The sequence below is a fragment of the Microcoleus sp. CZ3-B2 genome, from assembly GCF_036705055.1.
Taxonomy (GTDB): domain Bacteria; phylum Cyanobacteriota; class Cyanobacteriia; order Cyanobacteriales; family Microcoleaceae; genus Microcoleus.
Map to the genome: position 1 here is coordinate 62,128 of NZ_JAUBTN010000010.1, position 19,639 is coordinate 81,766.

Consider the following 19,639-nt stretch of genomic DNA (forward strand, 5'->3'; position numbering starts at 1 on the left):
AGTTGAACAGGAAAAACATAGGAAGAAACCGGGTTTCTGAGATTAGCGCGCGCTCTAATTTATGTCGCTTGGCGCGGGCGGGTTTTTGGAGATTGTCTGTGGGAATTAAAAATTGTTGGTGAACCCGCCCCTAGCAAAAATTATTATGATATAATTGCCAATTAGACAAACATGATATTACTAACTTTGTAAAATTATGATTGATAAATTTGGTGAATTTCATCGAGGTTGTTGGCTGCTGCTATGCCAGATGCGATCGCCTGCAAAACAGCAACATCAGAAATTGCCGAAATTTCATCAAGCAGCAGCAATCCTTCCTCTCCAAATTTCAGTCTCAAACCGAGTTCGATCATCTGAATAAATGCTCGTTTAGTCCGCGCTTGTTCCTCCAATAACTGAGCATCTTTTTGAGATAACTGAGCATCTTTTTGTGCCGCCAGTTCGTCGCCTGTAGGAATGGGATCGCCACTAGGATAGCACCAGCGCAACCAAGTACCACCGACTTTTTCAAATTCACCTTCCCACAGAGTTAGTCCCAAACCGACTTCGGGAAACCAAGCATCAGTTTTGGGCGCGTAGGATTGATTCTGCAACTCAAAAACTCGCAGCGTGCTACCTCTCAACTCCCGTAGCGGATCGTACACAACATAATAGGGGATTCGCATTCGAGCGTAGTCTATTAACTTGCTGCTTAATTCATTTCCCGGAGTTGGGGAAACAATTTCGATCGCAATTTCGGGAGGTTTGCCAAATTCCCAAAATAAATACGATCGCACTTTTCTTTCCCACCAATCCTCAGCACCAGTAATATTGATACTGAGAAAAACATCCGGGGCGACTCCCGGTTGACGTATGCTGCTGAACAAACCAACATTTGCCGCCGCAATAAACGGAACAGTAATCCCTGTATCGCCACCGCTATACAAAACCGTTGTCAGCAGTCGCTGCTGTTTTTCGTTAATGAAGCTATCCAAAGGAGTATCGTCTTCTAGAACTAAGTTGCTAATATCTGGCAACTGACTCGGATCGAGGATTAATGGCTCAGACATAGGTAGCCGAGATGAGAACTATCTGCCTATACAATTTTAACATCATCAGCCAAGGGACTCAGGCAATATTAAGTTTTTCCACCAATGTCAGCATTCAACTTGAATTCGCTTCATTCGATCGCTAAAAAATCGAAATTATCTCCGTCAATCTGTGTCAATCTGCCTTAAATTTGCGGTTGACAGGGCGATCGAACATTTATGCCATGTATTGAAGTTTAGTTAACACTCGCATTCCCAATAAAAATTTAATTGCCAAAAACACTTGACAAATTTGGGAACATAGTGCATAGTATTAATTCGTGACCGATGCGGAACTGGCGGAATTGGTAGACGCGCATGATTCAGGTTCATGTGGTGCAAGCCTTCCGGGTTCAAGTCCCGGGTTCCGCATTCTCAAGGCAGAAAAAAGTTTGGGGTTAACCCGATACAGGAAATAACCCCATTCGCTCTGCTGAATTAACACAATGCTGACAAGTATTCAAAACCCCCTAGTCAAAGAAATCCGCAAGCTGCACAGCTCGAAGGGACGCAGGGAACAACAATTATTTTTACTAGAAGGGACGCATTTGCTCGAAGAAGCTTGCGCCGCTAAACACCCGCTAGAAACAGTTTGCTGCACTCCCGAATGGTTGGATCGCCACGGGAAATTGTGGGAGCAAATTGGTAGTTTGGCCGATCGCACAGAATTAGTCAGTGAAAAAGTATTAGAGTCGATCGCCACCACAGTTAAACCAGACGGCATTATCGCCACCGCACCCCGCACCGCCACAGCGCCGGCAGAAATATCAACTTTAGGAATAGCCCTCGAAACTATCCAAGATCCAGGCAACTTGGGGGCGATCGTCCGCACGGCCGCGGCTGCTAATGCCGACGGTTTGCTGCTGAGCGCAGACAGCGCCGATTTTGACCATCCCAAAGTGCTGCGCGCCTCAGCAGGAGCTTGGTTTAAGCTACCCGTAGCAGTCACTCCAGATTTAACCGCCGAAGTCTCCGGGTACAAAAATCGGGGAATGCAAATATTAGCAACCGTTGCCGGTGCGAGTTTAACTTATTGGGAAGTAGATTTGCGAGTGCCGACTCTGATCGTTTTGGGTAACGAAGGTGCTGGATTGTCAGCCGAATTGAGAAGTTTGGCCGATCGACAAATCCAAATCCCCCTCAGCCGCAGCGTAGAATCATTAAATGTGTCCATCGCCTCTGCCCTCATCCTGTACGAAGCTCAACGACAAAGAAGTCATTAGTCATTAGTCAGTTGACTGTTGACTGTTGACTGTTGACTGTTGGTAGGGGCGGTGGATGGTGCGTGCGTGCCCTCTCTCTCAGTAGTCAGTGGTAGGGGCGGTGCCCCGGTGCCCGCCCTCTATCTCAGTAGTCAGTAGTCAGTAGTCAGTAGTCAGTTGACTATTTTTGGGAGCATCAAGGAAGATTTTCCTAATTCTCCCCCTCTCCCCATCTCCCCTCTCCCCCTCTCCCTCTCTCCCCATCTCCCATCTCCCCATCTCCCCCTCTGAGATTTGGCTGATTTTGTTTAACACGATGCAACTCTAAAATTAGTTTGCGGGTACTCTCAAACCTATACAGTGCAGCCTTGCATGAAATAAATGTAAAGAAATGTAGCTAACCGCTCTCACAAATGTTAAGATTCTTAACACAAGTAGTATTTTGCACCCCCCAACCAAAACCTAACCTGAGATGGTGCTGAGTGGGAGTAGCAGCTAGCTACCATAAAACGAAGCCTCTTTAAATGGAAGGAAAGCGCAAATCCCCGCCCGCTTTCCTTCTCAACTAAAACTAAAGGTTTGCGACTACCGCAAACCTTTATAGGCAAAGATCCTCAGCGGGAAAAGCTCATGAAAACTCTTAAGTCCTCAGATACAGATTCTGTTCGTGCTTACTTGCGGGAAATCGGCCGCGTTCCCCTGTTGACCCATGAGCAAGAAATACTCTACGGGAAACAGGTACAGCGATCGGCCGCACTGCATCAGGAGAAAAAGATTTTAGCCGAAGAGTTAGGCCGCGACCCGACGGCGGCTGAATGGGCACAGGCAGTCGGGCTGTCTGAGGCACAGTTGCAGCGGACGATCGACCACGGCGAAAGGGCCAAGCGCCAAATGGTGGAAGCAAATCTCCGCCTGGTAGTGTCTGTCGCCAAAAAATATATCAAGCGCAACGTAGATTTACTCGACCTCATTCAGGAAGGGACGATCGGGATGCAGCGGGGAGTCGAAAAATTTGACCCGACAAAGGGCTACAGATTTTCAACTTATGCTTATTGGTGGATTCGTCAGGCAATTACGCGGGCGATCGCCGAAAAAGGTCGCACCATCCGCCTGCCGATCCACATTACCGAAAAACTCAACAAAATTAAAAAAGCTCAGCGCCAGCTAGCTCAACAGCTCGGCCGCGCGGCTACTCCTGCTGAATTGGCTGCTGAGTTAGATTTGACTCCCAAGCAAATTCGCGAATATCTCGATCGCGCGCGCCTCCCGCTTTCCCTAGACTTGCGCGTGGGAGACAATCAAGATACAGAGTTGGGCGATTTGTTGGAAGATACCGGTACTACCCCAGAAGATTTTGCCCTGCAATCTTCCCTGCGGACTGACCTAGATCACCTGATGGCGGAACTGACTCAGCAACAGCGAGAAGTCCTCGCCTTGCGGTTCGGTTTAGAAGACGGTCAAACCTTAACTTTGGCAAAAATAGGCGATCGTCTCAACATCAGTCGGGAACGGGTGCGGCAAATCGAACGGGAAGCCTTGACCAAACTCCGCAAGCGCAAGCAAGATATCAACGATTATCTAGCCAGCTAGCTAGATTGGGGATCGAGGCGATCCGGACGCACCAGATCGCCAATTCCCCATCTAAAAATCGTAAAAACCGTCGCCTTTAATTCGGTTGTACCCACTTGGTTGTGCCGACTGTCCTGCTACATTAGTAATTACTTAGTAATAAAGATCAACAGCGATCGGATAAGGTAAGGGTTATTTAATTTAACTGCCCGCATCTCAAATAATAAGCTGTCTCTGAAACGGAGGTACTCGTGAGTAATTCATCTAATAAATCCCCAGAATTTTTTGAAGAAGACGGAGAAAATGCCAATTTATTATGGCAATACGTGCAGTCAATGGCTCCCGACACTGTTTCTCAGTTGTCTAAACCGACTTCTCATGAAGTGTTTCAAGTAATGGAGCGAAATATTGTCGGACTCTTGGGAAATTTGCCTTCGGAACACTTCGGGGTGACAGTGACTACCAGTCGCGAACATTTGGGTAGATTGCTCGCCTCGGCAATGATTAGCGGTTATTTTCTCAAAAATGCCGAACAGCGCATGACTTTTGAAAAGTCGATACAAGCCAGTGAGAGACACGGCTCGGAAGATTAGTCGGTTACTAACATTTAAGCTCTGCAAATGTCAAGCCCCCCTCGGAAGATGGGGGGCTATTGTTAGTTGGCAGTTGGTAGTTGGCAGTTGTGAGTTGTCATATCAATTCCGGTTGCACGAGCGAAATGATAGCAACGGAGGAGACGGCATTTCTGTATCCGTACCCCAATAATATTGTAGGGATACAGAAATGTCGTCTCCTGATTTGGCGTAATATTAATAACCAAGAACCAAGAACCAATAACCAATAACCAATAACCAATAACCAAGAACCAATAACCAATAACCAATAACTATGTCTCTTTCTCCTGTGCCCCACAAAGTTATCGGCGTTGCTGCGATCTGGAATGACCGACAACAAATTTTGATTGACAAGCGCCGACAACACGGACTACACGGGGGTTTTTGGGAGTTTCCGGGCGGTAAAATAGAGCCTGGGGAAACGATCGAAGCTTGCATACAACGGGAAATTATGGAAGAGTTGGGAATTGTCGTCGAAGTGGGCGATCGCCTGATTACAATTGACCACGACTACACTAAATTTACAGTTAGGCTCTACGTACACCACTGCCGCCACGTCAGCGGGGAACCGCAAACGATCGAGTGCGATGAAATTCGCTGGGTGTCACTCGACGAAATTGACCAATTTACTTTTCCCAAGGCAAACGCACAGATTATTGCTGCTTTGCTTAAGGAGCGCTCTTAGCTATATAAGTCGCGTTTTTACTTAAATATTTGCGCCAAATATCACAGCAAAAGTTATTCATAGTGAGAGCGATAGAACCAAAAAACTACGGCCAATTGGGAGTATTATTATCAATAAATAAAACGCCAATATTAATCGATCGAAGTCGATTCAATTCAAATTGCAACTCCAACTACTGGTTTTCATAGAAATAAGTTTCGAGACTTCCATAATCCTCATATTCTGGTGTGTCGGCAATCGCAGCCGAAATAACAGATAATACTTTTTCTACACATTCACCAATTAATTTTTGACCGAAGAGCAAGGCATCTGGATTTTTAACTTCTACCCAACCAAATTTGTTTTCGTGTTCGCATTCAATCGCGACTGCTATTTGCAAATCAAAATACTGTAGGCGCTTCGATCCTTCTAATTCATATACTTTATCTGGTTTACCCAATTGATTAATTATCTGTTGTTCATCTTGTCCAAATTGGATGCTACCGACGCCTTTTCCGATCGATATTTCCACAAAACCTCCCTACCATCTTTCGGATCGCACATAATACAACAGATTACAGGTTTATGAGGTACATTCAATATCCCCGTAGGGACACGGCACTGCCGTGTCCCTGAGAATTGACACTTCGACGGAGTTTATCCTGAGCGTAGTCGAAGGGTTCAGGGAACCGCAACTGACAGTTATTACTGACAGTTATTTTTGAAGAGGCAGAGTAAAGTGAAAACAAGTGCCTCGATCGGGTACAGAGTCTACCCAAATTTGACCGTAATGGGCGCGGATAATACCTTGACAAAGAGACAGCCCAATGCCGTAACCGTATTTTGATTTATCTCGCTGCAAGCGAAAGCTGTCTTCAAAAATGCTTGCACAATCTTCTTGAGGAATACCAGGGCCGCTGTTACAAATGCTCACTTGAACCTTGTAAGCAGTGCGGTGGAGCATAGAAATACTAACAGTTCCTTCCTCTGGGGTGTACTTGCTGGCGTTGTCTAGCAGGTTAGCAATCACTTGTTTCATGCGATCGGGATCGGCATAAACTAAGGGCAAATCTGCGGGAATGTCTATTTCTAATTTCAGATTTTTCGCCTGAAATTTATCTTGAAATTCCAGGATTACATCTTGACAAATCGCTCCCAGTTCAATTTTTTTTGCTTGGATGTGAAGTTGAGCGTTTGTGCCCCTGGCCGCTTCGAGGATATCTGTAATCATTCGATCGACAATTCGGATTTGGCTGCGGGCTTGTTTCATCAAATAAGCCCCCAGAGCCGGTGTCAAACGCGACTTTTCCCCCTCTTTCACCTTCTGAGTTGACTCCAAAGTCTCCAAAGCCAAAGATGCCGCCGTCAAAGGATTCCGCAAGTCGTGAGCCAGCATCGCAATAATCCGGTCTTTCAACTGCAACTGCTCTTGGAGGTGTTCTTTTTCCTGTTTTAGCCGAAAAACTTCATCCGCAAGTTGCACCAGCTCAGTAGCGCCAGCAACCGAATAAATTGGTTTTGGGTCTGCCAGAGCTGCTGCCGTCAGAGCTGGGGCAGACTGCTGCTGGGCGGCGTATTCTTCTACAGCACGCTTCCAGCGGGGCCAGCACTGTTTGAGTTGGGCGATCAGATTGGTGCCGGCGAGAGTTTGTCGGGGCTCTGGATGAATTTTGAGCAGGGAGGGACTAGCTACAAGTTTAAAGTGTTCGGCTAAATCCGGCTGTTCTCCTACATCGACGATTTGAAGATCGAAGTCGCACTCTGCCTTCAAATCCTGTAGGAACTTGCGGATGTGTCTGGTCTGTTCCCTAGAAGAGGAACGCTTGTCTACGAACAGCAAAAGCTGTAAAAGCGGTGCGGGATTGGCCGGCAGTTCGGGAGAACTGTCGGTGTCGCCGGTGCCTGGTGCGGGATTGACGCTGTTGACTTTTTCGATCGGGTGAAAATAATTGACCATTGCCGAGCCGAGTTATTTCACTTCTACTTTAATTTAATACTTGCTTTAGATTTATGCTAATGTCCGATGATTTCATTACGGCGGGCCAATGACATTTTTGAGATGGAAGAAAAATGAGTCGCTGCAGGTAGTCGTGAAAGTGGCGGCGGCTTTTTTTGTGCTGTGCCTGTTGCTGACGCTGCACCGCTACTACAACTTTTACGCTACTTACGACCAAGGCATTTTCAATCAACTTTTTTGGAACGGCACTCGGGGTAACTTGTTTGAGAGTTCCCTGTCTTCGGCTTTGTCCACTAATGTGGTTCACCAAAATGAGCTCCCGTCGGTATCCTATTACCGGTTGGGGCAGCATTTCACCCCGGCACTGATGCTGTGGCTGCCTATTTACTCCTTGTTTCCCTCGCCTGTCACTTTGACGGTGTTGCAGGTGACTTTAGTTACGGCGGCTGGTTTAGTGCTCTGGGTTCTCGCCAGACACTATCTAGAACCGCGGCTGTCGGCGGCAATTGTGTTGAGCTATTATTGCGCTAACGCGGTGATCGGCCCGACTTTGGGCAATTTTCATGATGTTTGTCAAATTCCGCTTTATGTTTTTAGCTTGCTGCTGGCGATGGAGAAGCGCTGGTGGCCATTGTTTGGGGTTCTGGCCACTTTAATTTTGGCTGTGCGAGAAGATTCGGGAATTGTTTTGTTTGGCGTGGGGGCTTACATGATTTTGAGCCGGCGCTACCCTCGGACTGGTTTGGCTGTCTGCATTCTCAGTTTTGGTTATACGATCGTCCTGACGAATCTAATTATGCCTTTGTTTTCTGCGGACATCTCCCAGCGGTTTATGATCGAACGCTTCGGTCAATATGCCGATGGAGATGAAGCTTCGACGCTAGAAATTCTTTGGGGAATGGTTAGCAATCCCGGCAGGTTGGCGGCTGCGTTATTTACGCCGTTCTTTGGTAAAATTAAATACCTGCTCGGTCAGTGGTTGCCGTTAGCTTTGGTTCCGGCCTTCGCGCCTGCGTCTTGGACGATCGCTGGATTTCCGCTGCTGAAGCTATTTTTAGCGAAAGGAGAGTCTGTGCTGGCGATTAATATTCGCTATGCGATGACTGTGGTTCCAGGGCTGTTTTACGGGGCGATTTTGTGGTGGGCCGATCGCCAAAAGGAAGAGGATAAAATTAAGAGGGGAGAACAAACAATTTTGCGTTTTCCTTCAGCAGTTTTGCCTTTTCCTTCGTCTTCAAAGTTTCGCCGCTTTTGGGGGTTTTGCATTTGCTTGTCGCTATTTTTTACCTTCACGTCTAACCCAAATCGGACTTTTTCTTGGATTTTACCCGATGCGATCGCCCCTTGGGTGCAGGTTCCTTTGATCCGACAGTGGCAGCACGTTTCTCAAGTCCGGCCACTTTTGGCTCAAATTCCTGCGGATGCTAGCGTGGCCGCAACGAATAGTATTGTGCCGATTTTGTCAAGCCGCCGCGAAATTCTCAGGTTTCCGATGTTTGAACTGCGTAATGATGCGGGGAAAGCGGTGAAGATGGAATACGTAATTGCCGATATGTGGCAGTTACAGCAGTATCAGGCTGCGTTTCGGCGGGAACGGGGACAGTTGCAGGCGATCGTCCCGCAGATCGATCGAATGTCCAAATCAGGAGAATACGGAATAGTTGGCTTTGAAGACGGCGCGATTTTGATGCGTAAGGGTGCTGCTTCCAACTCTGCATCGGCGGCTGCTTGGATGAGTTTTCGCCGCGAATTAGAACCGATTTTGAAGCAAGGGTAAGCCCGATCGCGCGAAACTGGCGCAGCCCAACTATTGCAGAAACCGGGTTTTGGAGGCAGCAAGCGGGCGATCGAGCAATTCCTGCAAACACCCGGTTTCTGCATAATTTTCCATACTGTCAGCCTTCGGGCATAAATTTGCCCCCAGCCCAAAAATCAGGTTTTCAATTATACAATAAAATAGTCAATAATCAACATTAAGATATATAAATTCTTGGGAGCACAGAAATATGAAAATTTTGGTATTAGCCTGGGAATTTCCTCCCAGAATAGTAGGCGGCATCGCTCGCCACGTATCGGAACTGTATCCAGAATTGGTGAAGCTAGGCCACTCGATTCACCTAATTACTGTAGAGTTCGGACACGCGCCGATGTATGAAGTGGTAGAAGGAATACAGGTACATCGGGTGGTAGTGGGACAGGCCACGGACTTTTTTCACTGGGTGGCCAACCTCAACCAAAGCATGGGCCACCTTGGTGGCAAACTGATACTAGAAGAAGGCTCCTTCGATCTGATCCACGCTCACGACTGGTTAGTGGGAGATGCGGCGATCGCCCTCAAGCATACCTTTAAAATCCCCCTAATTGCCACCATCCACGCCACCGAATACGGGCGCTTCAACGGCATCCACAATGACGGACAGCGCTACATTAACACCAAGGAAAACAACCTCGCTTACAACGCTTGGCGGGTAATTGTTTGCAGCGACTATATGCGGCGGGAAGCCGAACGGGTACTCTCGACTCCGTGGAACAAAATAGAGGTAATTTATAACGGAATTAGAGCCGAAAAAAAACCCAGGCTGCACGAATCTGACGCGATAAACTTCCGCCGTCAATTTGCAGCAGACGATGAAAAAATTGTTTATTATGTAGGAAGAATTAGCTATGAGAAAGGTATTTCTGTATTTTTGAATGCTGCACCTAAAGTAATTTGGGAAATGGGGGGAAAAGCTAAAATTGTAATTATTGGCGGCGGCAATACAGACTATCTAAAACATCAGGCTTGGGATTTAGGAATTTGGCATAAGTGTTATTTTACCGGCTTCATGTTTGAGGAACATCTCGACAAATTCCAGACGGTAGCTGACTGCGCGGTTTTCCCCAGTCTTTACGAACCTTTTGGGATTGTAGCGTTAGAAAGTTTTGCAGCCAGGGTGCCGGTGGTAGTTTCCGATACGGGCGGCTTACCGGAAGTTGTGCAGCATACTAAAACTGGCGTTGTTACTAAAGCAAATAATCGGGATTCTTTGGCTTGGGGAATTTTGGAAGTGCTGAAAAATCCTGGTTACGGGCGGTGGTTGGTTGACAATGCTTATGAGGATTTGGAACGCCGGTTTAGTTGGCCGAAGTTGGCGATGGAAACCGAGTGGGTTTATCAGCGGGTGATAGAGGAAAGGGCAGAGGTTAATTGGTAGACTGTTGACTGTTGACTGTTAACTGTTAACTGTTAACTGTTGACTGTGAGTAGAATATCAACTTTTTCAGTTGCAAATATTAAGAAATTGCAACACAATGATAGATACACTTGACCTCAGCTTGAGCGCACTCAGAAAATTTAAAGGGAATTCGCATCTTGAATATTTTTAGGGACATCGAGCCCCAACGCAAACGCGGCTTGCTGACTTTATTTGCCGCAGGCTTGCTATTCTGGTCGAGTTTGGCTTCGCTGCTGCCAACTTTGCCACTATACGTTCAATCTGTGGGCGGTACAAAACAGCAAATTGGCTTTGTGATGGGTGCATTTGCGATCGGGCTTTTGCTGTCGAGGCCGCAGTTGGGAAAAATAGCCGACAGCAGGGGGCGAAAACAAGTTTTGCTGCTAGGGGTGTCAGTGGCTGCCGTTGCCCCCATAACCTACCTGTTCGCTAAATCTATCCCCTTACTGTTATGTATCAGGGCTTTTCATGGCATTAGCATCGCCGCTTTTACCACAGCTTACAGCGCTTTGGTGACAGATTTGTCGCCCCCAGGAAAGCGGGGGGAATTAATCGGTTACATGAGTTTGGTAACTCCTATCGGTTTGGCCTTTGGCCCGGCGATTGGCGGCTTTGTGCAAGCTGGGCTCGGCTATCCTTTTTTGTTTGCGATGTCGGCGGCTTTAGCTACAATTGGTGTATTTCTGACTACCAAAATTGCCGAACCTAATTTTGCTGAGTTAACAAAATCCGATTCGCTATTTGAGGAAAAAAACCGCCAAAAATACTGGCAAATGTTGTGGAATCCCAGGGTGCGGATTCCGGCTTTGGTGTTATTGTTGGTTGGTTTGGTGTTCGGAACTTTGAGCACTTTTATGCCTTTGTTTCTCCAGGAAACTAAGGTTAATTTGAATCCGGGATTATTTTATTCTACGGGGGCTGTGGCTAGTTTCGGTGTGCGGTTGTTGACGGGGCGGGCTTCGGATAAATACGGGCGCGGTTTGTTTATTTCTGCGGGCTTGATCTGTTATTCCGTGTCGATGTTATTGTTGTATTTTGCTAACAACAGCAATGCTTTTTTGCTGGCAGCTTTGTTTGAAGGTGTGGCGGGCGGTACTGTGATGCCGATGATGGTGACGCTGATGTCGGACAGGTGCGAACCTCAAGAAAGGGGCCGATTGTTTTCGCTTTGTATTGGCGGGTTTGATTTGGGAATTGCGCTGGCTGGCCCGATTTTAGGCTTTGCTGCTGAACAAGTCGGCTACAGAAATATGTTTGGTTTGGCGGCTGCTGTCAGTGTGTTAGCTTTCCTGATTTTTGTTACTTTGTCTAGCAAGAGTTTGTCTCATTCGCTGCAATTTGCGATCGGTAGAGGCAAAGATGTTTATGCTTTGGTATCAATTCCGGTTGCACCGGAATGATAGCAACTCAGGACACGGCAATGCCGTTTCCCTACCGCAAAATAATGGATAGTGAGGAGGACACGGCAATGCCGTTTCCCTACCGCAATTAATTGTAGGGACACGGCATTGCCGTGTCCCTAGGAGTTTCCCTACGAGGATTTATCGATTTAAAATGGGCTTGGAGGGATTCGAACCCCCGACCTCATGGTTCGTAGCCATGCACTCTATCCAACTAAGCTACAAGCCCCTGTCGAGTTTAGATTTAATCTAAAATTGATTAACTTCTTTTCTCACAGAATCTAACAGTAACACCATTACCAAAATAATGCAAGACCTTTCTCAAAATATTTCTAAATTGCCCGATCGCCCGCAGCTAACTCACCTCGACAACAGCGGGGAAGCCCAAATGGTGGACGTTTCGGCGAAAGTGGCAACTGTGCGGCAAGCTGTAGCCGCGGGGCGGGTGCGGATGTCGGCGGAGACGTTTGCTGCCATTGAAGCGGGGAATGCGCCGAAAGGGGATGTGTTGGGCACTGCGAGGCTGGCTGGGATTATGGCGGCTAAGCAGACGGCACATTTGATTCCTCTGTGTCACCCTCTGCCCTTGAGTAGCGTTGAGGTGCAGGTGATACCGGATGCTGGGTTGCCGGGGTATCAAATTCGGGCGACGGTGAAGATTAAGGCGGAAACTGGGGTGGAAATGGAGGCGCTGACGGCGGTTTCGGTGGCGGCGCTGACTTTGTACGATATGGCGAAGGCCTTGTCCAAGTCGATCGCCATTGAATCGATTCGTCTGGTAAGCAAAAGCGGTGGCAAATCAGGGGATTATGAAAATTTAGATGCGTAAGTTTCCACTCTTGAGAGGGATGCAGAATTAAAAAAGCTGCGCTTAAGATTAAAATAGGCACAGAACTACTAATATCATGTGAAAAACTATGCCTCCTCGTTGGCCCCGCAAACCCGATCGCAACGATCCAGAGTACCGCCGTTTAGATGACCGGATGAATTTTGCTATCCATGTCGGTCTTTTTTCTGCTACCAATTCTGTTTTGTGGTTTGTTCACAATTTGCAAAAGGCTGATTGGCCTTGGGCAATTTCGGTAACGGGTGGATGGGCTCTAGTAGTTTTGGCCCACGCGATTTTCATTTTTGCGATCGCCGATTATGCGCCCGTCACCAAAGATTCTGGCTGAAGGCAGTTGTCGGCGATCGGTTAACTTTTTTTGACGGATCACCAATAACGTTCTGCTTTTTATATGGCTAATACTACTCAGGCGATCGAATCCTTAGCAGCCGAAATCGGCGAAAATGTCTACATTGACATTGCCAAGTGGCATTTGTATCTCCGCGATGCCCACCTGCATACGGTGGTTGCCCAACAACTTTATTCAATGCTGGAAAAGGGCAATTTAGATACTGACAAAGTTGAAGGAGTTTTGCAAGGAATTTCCATCAAGTTGGGCGGCGGCAAGCGAGAAGTACCGCTGGCCGATTTGATTCCGATGCAGTGTCAAGTTAAGTTGATGGATGTTTTGGAGGAATTTCAGCGGAAGATGTGATATCAATTGTTGATTTGGATTTAAGTGCGATCGCCCTTTGTGGATTTAATGGGCGATCGCACTTTTCATTCTTCCCTAAACCAGCATGAAGTTAGCCGCTGTCAGTGAATTGGCACTCACTCCAATCATCACACCTAACTCTTCTCCTGTCAAGGCATTTTTGATAATTGTACCTTGAGTATTTTGAGTTATTGCTAACTGGCTAAAGCTCAAACCTCCGCTTAGTGCGATCGAATCTTGACCTGCGGTAAAATCAGCGATAACATCAAATCCTTGACCTGCATTTAAGACAAAGATATCATTGCCGCTACCGCCAATCAAACTATCATTTCCCAAATCTCCGTAAAGAATATCAGAGCCTTTTCCCCCCAGGAGAGTATCGTTATCTTCCCCGCCGTAAAGAGTATCATTTCCTTCACAGCCTCCCAAGATATCTGCGCCTTCATTACCACTAATGAAATCATTACCTTCACCCCCACAGATGGTATCCGAACCCTCGTTTCCTAACAAGTAATCATCTCCCTCACTGCCCAGGATTATGTCATCACCTTTGCCTCCAAATAAGCTGTCATCACCCTTACCGCCGTCGATGAAATCATCATTTCTGTTCCCATAAACGATGTCGTCACCTTCGCGGCTATTTAGGTCATCATTACCTTTGCCTCCAAAGATTAAATCGTTGCCCAAGTTGCCAAGAACAATGTCATTATTTTCATCTCCAAATAAGATGTCATCACCTGTGCCACCGCTGATAAAATCATTGCCTTTGTTGCCGTTGAGGATGTCGCTGCTATCGCCACCATATAAGTTGTCATCCCCGGATTTAGCATCGAATATATTGCCCGTGTTGCTGCCGAGAAATTCATCATTTTCGGCAGTGCCTATTTGAATGCCCGGTACACCGAGTATGGTGTTTTCAACTGAATTCGGTTGGTTTAAATTGGGATAGTCAATGTCATCGCAGATGCAGTCATTGTTGGGGATGTTATTAGTTATTGGTGTGGGCGTTACCGCTATTGTTGGCGTGGGTGTGGGCGTTTCCGGAGGTGTTGGTGTTGGTGCGGGTGTTGGCGTTACGAATGGTACAGGAGTTGGTATTGGTGTTGGTATTGGCCTTACGAATGGTGCAGGAGTTGGTGTTGGTGCAGGAGTTGGTGTTGTTACAGGTGCAGGAGTTGGTGTTGTTACAGGTGCAGGAGTTGGTGTTGTTACAGGTGCGGGAGTTGGTGTTGTTACAGGTGCAGGAGTTGGTGTTGTTACAGGTGCAGGAGTTGGTGTTGTTACAGGTACAGGAGTTGGTGTTGTTACAGGTGCAGGAGTTGGTGTTGTTACAGGTGCAGGAGTTGGTGTTGTTACAGGTACATTAACGTTAAAAGTTCCTAAACTAGCAGCAACAGCCTGATTTCCAAGTGCATCTTTCACCTGACTTGCTTGCAGATTAACAGTGTAAGTAGCATTATCAGTATTATCCCAACTTCCGCCTGGGGGAGTAAACGAATATGTCGCTATGCGGGGCGTACCATTGCTATTAGTATCAACACTAATAAATCTAGCAGGAATAGCACCACCTGACCAATTTACAACAAGATCGGAATTATCTAAACTGGTAACATCAATTCCATTACTATCACTGAAAGTAACTGTCAATGTCTGACTTGTACCGTCGGCTGTAGTAATGTCAGCAATTGCTGCCAAGTTAGCCGTAGGTGGAGTGACATCAACAATAGGTGTGGTGATATTAGCAGTGCGAGTCAGTTGCGCGGCTGCGATATTGTTATTACCTGCTGTATCCGTAGCTTGGGCTGCGGGAATATCTACGGTGACATTACCAGTAGCAGCGGGAGTGACATCAAAGGTGTAAGTTTTGGCATCAACTTTCACAAAGTTACTGACATTCGCATTGGCTACGGTGATATCAGTATTATCAAACCCGGTGACATCTTCATTAAAGGTAGCAGTAACGCTAAATAAACCAGTTACTGTTGGTGTTGAAGTTGATGTTAAGGCAACTGTGGGTGGGGTGATGTCAGGTGTGGTGATATTAGCAGTGCGAGTCAGTTGCGTGGCTGCGGTATTGTTATTACCTGCTGTATCTGTGGCTTGGGCTGCGGGAATATCTACGGTGACATTACCAGTAGCAGCGGGAGTGACATCAAAGGTGTAAGTTTTGGCATCAACTTTCACAAAGTTACTGACATTCGCATTGGCTACGGTGATATCAGTATTATCAAACCCGGTGACATCTTCATTAAAGGTAGCAGTAACGCTAAATAAACCAGTTACTGTTGGTGTTGAAGTTGATGTTAAGGCAACTGTGGGTGGGGTGATGTCAGGTGCGGTGATATCGGCAGTGCGAGTCAGTTGCGTGGCTGCGGTATTGTTATTACCTGCTGTATCTGTGGCTTGGGCTGCGGGAATATCAACGGTGACATTACCAGTAGCAGTTGGTGTAACGGTGAAATTATAAGTTGTACCAGTACCTGTAAATCCACTAACAGTGCCGTTAGCAACAGTCACGTCAGTGTCGGTAAATCCTGTGACGGTTTCGCTGAATGTTGCTGTTACTAAAAATGGTGCGTTTGTGGTGGTTGGGGATGTTGATGTTAGGGCTACTGTTGGTGCGGTGATATCGGCAGTGCGAGTGAGTTGAGTGGCTGCGGTATTGTTGTTACCAGCGGTATCTGTGGCTTGGGCTGCGGGAATATCTACGGTGACATTACCAGTAGCAGTTGGTGTAACGGTGAAATTATAAGTTGTACCAGTACCTGTAAATCCACTAACAGTGCCGTTAGCAACAGTCACGTCAGTGTCGGTAAATCCTGTGACGGTTTCGCTGAATGTTGCTGTTACTAAAAATGGTGCGTTTGTGGTGGTTGGTGAAGTTGATGTTAGGGCGACTGTGGGTGCGGTAATATCGGCAGTGCGAGTTAATTGCGTGGCTGCGGTATTGTTGTTACCTGCTGTATCTGTGGCTTGGGCTGCGGGAATATCTACGGTGACATTACCAGTAGCAGTTGGTGTAACGGTGAAATTATAAGTTGTACCAGTACCTGTGAAGTTGCTAATCGTACTGTTAGTTAGATTTATGTCGCTGGCTATAAATCCGGTGACGCTTTCACTGAATGTTGCTGTGACTAAAAATGGTGCGTTTGTGGTTGTTGGGGATGTTGATGTTAGGGCGACTGTTGGTACAACGGTGTCTACAATTATGGCTTTGCTATCTGCTAAAGATTGTCCCGTAGGAATCGTTAAAGTTGCATTATTGACCGCAGCATCTCTTAATGTTGCACCGACTGCTAAGGTGATCCCAGTTGAGTTGAGATCCGTGCTGTTTTGTCCTGCTGTTGGAGTGTAAGTACCCACAGCAGATGTGCCTGTGAAAGGTGCAATAGTAACAGTGCCGCCTGTGTCTAAGGCGACACTCATGTTACCGCCTGCTAAGGTAACTGCTTCGCTGAAGTTGACGGTGAGGTTGATGTTGCCAGAAGTGCCGTAACTGCCGTCGGCGGTGGTAGAGGTGACGCTGGTAACAGTTGGGACAATTCCATCTATTACTATTGCCTTATTCGCACCTAAAGAATTCGCCGCGCCGGGAGTGGGTAAGGTTAAGATCGCATCAGCAGTGGCAGCATTCTTAATAGTACCGCCGCTTAAAGATAAGGCAGTTGTGGAAAGATAGTCTAAGTCAGCGCTGTTATCGCCTGCTGCTACTGCGTACCGGAATGTCAAGGTGTTGCTACCTGTTCCTGAAAGATAACTGGCGACGGGTGTTGCACCTGCTAAACTTAGTTGCGGCGTACCCGTGACGTTGACTATTTCAGAGAATTGAACGGTGATATCGATGTTTGTGCCGATGCCGTAAGTGCCGTCTCCTGTAGCTGCGCTGACGCTGGTAATAGTGGAGACGGGGTTAACGGTGATGTTGGCTGTTTCGGTAACGCTGCTGAAAACGCTGGATGTGGTGTTATTGGTTTGGTCTGTGGTGTAGTTAGCGGTAGTGCCATTGGTTCCAACTATTCGATCCCAGGCGGCAAAGGTAATGGCGTTGGCGACAGTACCGCTGTAACCTGTATTGGGAACAAACCGGAGTTTTGTATTAGCATCACTAGCTAATAGTAAGGCGTTGGTGGCAGAAACGGCTGGGGCGTTTGTCCAGGTTGTGCCACTGTTGGTAGTGTATTGCCAAGTGCCGTTAGCGGTGTCTAAGGCGCTGATGGCGATGCCTTGGGAGGCTGCGGCGTTGGGATCGGTGATTTTTGTGCCGCCGAGGTTGGCGATGATGGTGGAGATTAGTGTGCCTGTGCTGGCGCTGTCGTTTTGGTTTTGGGGGTTGAGGGTGGGTGTGCCGGAATTATCGAGGGCGGGGGAGTCGTTGACGAGGACGGTGACGGTGGTGGGGGTGGAGACGATGCCGTCAGTGGCGGTGTATTGAAAGGTGTCTAGGCCGTTGAAGTTGGCGTTGGGGGTGTAGAGTATGTCTCTTTTGGGGTCGATCGCGATCGCATAGACAGCACCATTCGCATTCGGGTCAAAGGTAGCATGAGCGACACCGGTTGTGGGGTCTAATTTGGCGATACGGTTGCGAGGTTGTCCACCGATGCTGTTGAAATCGCCGCCTACTATAGGGTTGCCATTGCTGTCTATGGCGAGTTCTCTGACATAACTATCCGCATTCGGGTTGAAGGTGGCATCGGCAAGACCAGTTGTGGGGTCTAATTTGGCGATACGGTTGCGGGGTTGTCCGCCGATATTGGTGAAATTACCACCCACTATGGGGTTGCCACTGCTGTCTATGGCGATCACCTGAACAAAACTATTCGCATTTGGGTTGAAGGTAGCATGGGCAAGACCAGTTGTGGGGTCTAATTTGGCGATACGGTTGCGGGGTTGTCCGCCGATGTTGGTGAAATTGTCACCCACTATGGGTTTGCCACTGCTGTTTATGGCTATCGCACCAACCAAATCATTCGCATTTGGGTTGAAGGTAGCATTGGCAAGACCAGTTGTGGGGTCTAATTTGGCGATACGGTTGCGGGGTTGTCCGCCGATGTTGGTGAAAGTGCCGCCCACTATGGGGTTGCCACTGCTGTCTATGGCGATCGCATAGACACCAAGATTCGCATTTGGGTTGAAGGTGGCATCGGCAAGACCAGTTGTGGGGTCTAATTTGGCGATACGGTTGCGGGGTTGTCCGCCGATGTTGGTGAAAGTGCCGCCCACTACGGGGTTGCCACTGCTGTCTATGGCGATCGCATTGACAAAACTATTCGCATTCGGGTTGAAGGCAGCATCGGCAAGACCAGTTGTGGGGTCTAATTTGGCGATACGGTTGCGGGGTTGTCCGCCGATGTCAGTGAAATCGCCGCCCACTATGAGGTTGCCATTGCTGTCTATGGCGAGCTCATAGACATCACTATTCGCATTCGGGTTGAAGGTGCTATCCACCGTCCCATCGCTATTCAACCGAGCGATACTATTGCGTGTAGTACCGCTGATGGTGGTGAAACTGCCGCCCACATAAATCGCGTCATTAATACTCGCTGTGCCGTTGGTGGGGGCAGTAACGATGCTTTGGACGTTCAGCCTTCCGGTGCCGGTGTCGTTGGCTAAAACATTGATCTGCGTGGAAGTTGGTGCTCCACTGACGAGGATACCTTTGTTATCTGCCACTCCTGTTGGTGCTAGGGTGTAGCTGTAGTTGGGAACATTCAAGGGTTGGGTTTCTATATTCCCTAGTTTTACTTCTAATTCCCAGTCTCCGCCTAATTCAGCGCTGCCGGTAGGGTTAGCTGAGGCGGCGATGTTGGCCTCAGTGATTTCACTCAATCGCTTGACGAAATTTTTGCCCGCTTCTCCTTTTGCTACTTCGCATCCATAGAGTAGGATATCTCCGTTTTCTGTTAGGGCATTTCCCCACTGTTTTAGCCGATCGCTGAAATTTTCTAGGTTATTCTGATTGAGTACGTCTGTACCGAGTTTTAAACTACCTTCGCTGCCGTGAGAAAGGATATGTACGGCTGCAATATCTTTTTGAGCTGCCAAGGCGTTAGTAATTTGCTCAATACTGCTGCTTTTGTCATCTAAAATGACTATTTTGGCGTTAGCATCTGCGCCGTCTATCAGATTTTGATAATTCTGTACAGAGGAGTCAACGAAAATAACTTGCTTGTTCGCGGTTAATAAATTCATCATTCCTGAAATCTTTTTATCTATCGTTTACATCCAAGTTTCTGTGTCCCAAAATCACCCTTCCAAGGAGGACTTTAAGAGTGTTTCGGTTCCGCAAATTCACTTAAAAGGGGAGACTTAACAGTGTTTTGCTCCGTAAATCCACTTAAAAAGGTTGATTTGGAAAGGATTATTTTCACTGTAAATCCACTGAAAAAGAGTGATTTTAAGAGAGATGGCAC

15 protein-coding genes and 2 tRNA genes are annotated in these 19,639 nt (G+C 47.4%); 11 read left to right on the plus strand and 6 right to left on the minus strand.

The genetic code is table 11. The features are described 5' to 3' along the window. Window positions 1-194 precede the first annotated feature (194 nt). Entirely contained in the window at window positions 195-1,049 is an 855-nt protein-coding gene (locus QUA97_RS06530) for a Uma2 family endonuclease (protein WP_333194003.1), read from the minus strand. A 308-nt stretch (window positions 1,050-1,357) separates the two neighbouring features. Here QUA97_RS06530 and QUA97_RS06535 point away from each other — a divergent pair. From QUA97_RS06535 to QUA97_RS06550, 4 genes are all read left to right on the plus strand, one after another. Beyond that, window positions 1,358-1,439 (plus strand) — tRNA-Leu (locus QUA97_RS06535). A 74-nt stretch (window positions 1,440-1,513) separates the two neighbouring features. Beyond that, the gene (locus QUA97_RS06540; protein WP_194067135.1) at window positions 1,514-2,290 is read left to right on the plus strand and encodes a TrmH family RNA methyltransferase; all 777 of its coding nucleotides are present in this window, start codon (window positions 1,514-1,516) and stop codon (window positions 2,288-2,290) included. 609 nt (window positions 2,291-2,899) lie between these two features. Beyond that, window positions 2,900-3,859, plus strand: a complete 960-nt coding sequence (locus QUA97_RS06545) for an RNA polymerase sigma factor, RpoD/SigA family (protein ID WP_194066910.1) — start codon at window positions 2,900-2,902, stop codon at window positions 3,857-3,859. 230 nt (window positions 3,860-4,089) lie between these two features. Next, window positions 4,090-4,431 (plus strand): DUF760 domain-containing protein, encoded by a 342-nt coding sequence (locus QUA97_RS06550; protein ID WP_194009546.1) that lies wholly within the window; start codon window positions 4,090-4,092, stop codon window positions 4,429-4,431. A 97-nt stretch (window positions 4,432-4,528) separates the two neighbouring features. Here the strand turns inward: QUA97_RS06550 and QUA97_RS28265 are convergent, their stop codons facing one another. Beyond that, a complete protein-coding gene (locus QUA97_RS28265; RefSeq protein ID WP_370589035.1) occupies window positions 4,529-4,750 on the minus strand; it encodes a hypothetical protein in 222 nt (73 codons plus the stop codon). Here QUA97_RS28265 and mutT point away from each other — a divergent pair. After that, window positions 4,727-5,137 carry an 8-oxo-dGTP diphosphatase MutT gene (gene mutT, locus QUA97_RS06555; RefSeq protein WP_194066911.1) on the plus strand — a complete coding sequence of 137 codons (411 nt, stop codon included), beginning with the start codon at window positions 4,727-4,729 and terminating at the stop codon, window positions 5,135-5,137. The two genes, QUA97_RS28265 and mutT, sit on opposite strands and share 24 nt — an antisense overlap. 172 nt (window positions 5,138-5,309) lie before the next feature. On the opposite strand, the gene QUA97_RS06560 is transcribed toward mutT, so the two are convergent. Both QUA97_RS06560 and QUA97_RS06565 read right to left on the minus strand, forming a co-directional pair. Next, complete coding sequence (locus QUA97_RS06560) at window positions 5,310-5,648, minus strand: hypothetical protein (RefSeq protein ID WP_194066912.1); 339 nt, start codon at window positions 5,646-5,648, stop codon at window positions 5,310-5,312. A gap of 183 nt (window positions 5,649-5,831) precedes the next feature. After that, the gene (locus QUA97_RS06565) at window positions 5,832-7,073 is read right to left on the minus strand and encodes a histidine kinase (RefSeq protein ID WP_194066913.1); all 1,242 of its coding nucleotides are present in this window, start codon (window positions 7,071-7,073) and stop codon (window positions 5,832-5,834) included. An 88-nt stretch (window positions 7,074-7,161) separates the two neighbouring features. Here QUA97_RS06565 and QUA97_RS06570 point away from each other — a divergent pair, with 88 nt between their 5' ends. The 3 genes from QUA97_RS06570 to QUA97_RS06580 all read left to right on the plus strand — a co-directional run bounded on the left by QUA97_RS06570 (window position 7,162) and on the right by QUA97_RS06580 (window position 11,688). Next, window positions 7,162-8,850 (plus strand): DUF2079 domain-containing protein, encoded by a 1,689-nt coding sequence (locus tag QUA97_RS06570; protein ID WP_194066914.1) that lies wholly within the window; start codon window positions 7,162-7,164, stop codon window positions 8,848-8,850. A 229-nt stretch (window positions 8,851-9,079) separates the two neighbouring features. Then, on the plus strand, window positions 9,080-10,267 hold the full coding sequence (locus QUA97_RS06575; protein ID WP_194066916.1) for a glycosyltransferase family 4 protein: 1,188 nt from the start codon (window positions 9,080-9,082) through the stop codon (window positions 10,265-10,267). 158 nt (window positions 10,268-10,425) lie between these two features. Then, complete coding sequence (locus QUA97_RS06580) at window positions 10,426-11,688, plus strand: MFS transporter (protein ID WP_194066917.1); 1,263 nt, start codon at window positions 10,426-10,428, stop codon at window positions 11,686-11,688. A gap of 155 nt (window positions 11,689-11,843) precedes the next feature. On the opposite strand, the gene QUA97_RS06585 is transcribed toward QUA97_RS06580, so the two are convergent. Next, window positions 11,844-11,917: transfer RNA gene (locus QUA97_RS06585), tRNA-Arg, on the minus strand. Window positions 11,918-11,995: 78 nt separating this feature from the next. Here QUA97_RS06585 and moaC point away from each other — a divergent pair. From moaC to QUA97_RS06600, 3 genes are all read left to right on the plus strand, one after another. Next, window positions 11,996-12,517, plus strand: a complete 522-nt coding sequence (gene moaC, locus QUA97_RS06590) for a cyclic pyranopterin monophosphate synthase MoaC (protein WP_194066918.1) — start codon at window positions 11,996-11,998, stop codon at window positions 12,515-12,517. An 88-nt stretch (window positions 12,518-12,605) separates the two neighbouring features. After that, window positions 12,606-12,863, plus strand: coding sequence for a 2TM domain-containing protein (locus tag QUA97_RS06595; protein WP_194066919.1), 258 nt, complete (start codon window positions 12,606-12,608; stop codon window positions 12,861-12,863). Window positions 12,864-12,926: 63 nt separating this feature from the next. Further along, on the plus strand, window positions 12,927-13,229 hold the full coding sequence (locus QUA97_RS06600) for a DUF3181 family protein (protein ID WP_194066920.1): 303 nt from the start codon (window positions 12,927-12,929) through the stop codon (window positions 13,227-13,229). Between the two features lie 75 nt (window positions 13,230-13,304). On the opposite strand, the gene QUA97_RS06605 is transcribed toward QUA97_RS06600, so the two are convergent. Next, window positions 13,305-19,421: an Ig-like domain-containing protein gene (locus QUA97_RS06605; protein WP_333194011.1), complete on the minus strand. Its 6,117-nt coding sequence runs from the start codon at window positions 19,419-19,421 to the stop codon at window positions 13,305-13,307. Window positions 19,422-19,639 lie beyond the last annotated feature (218 nt).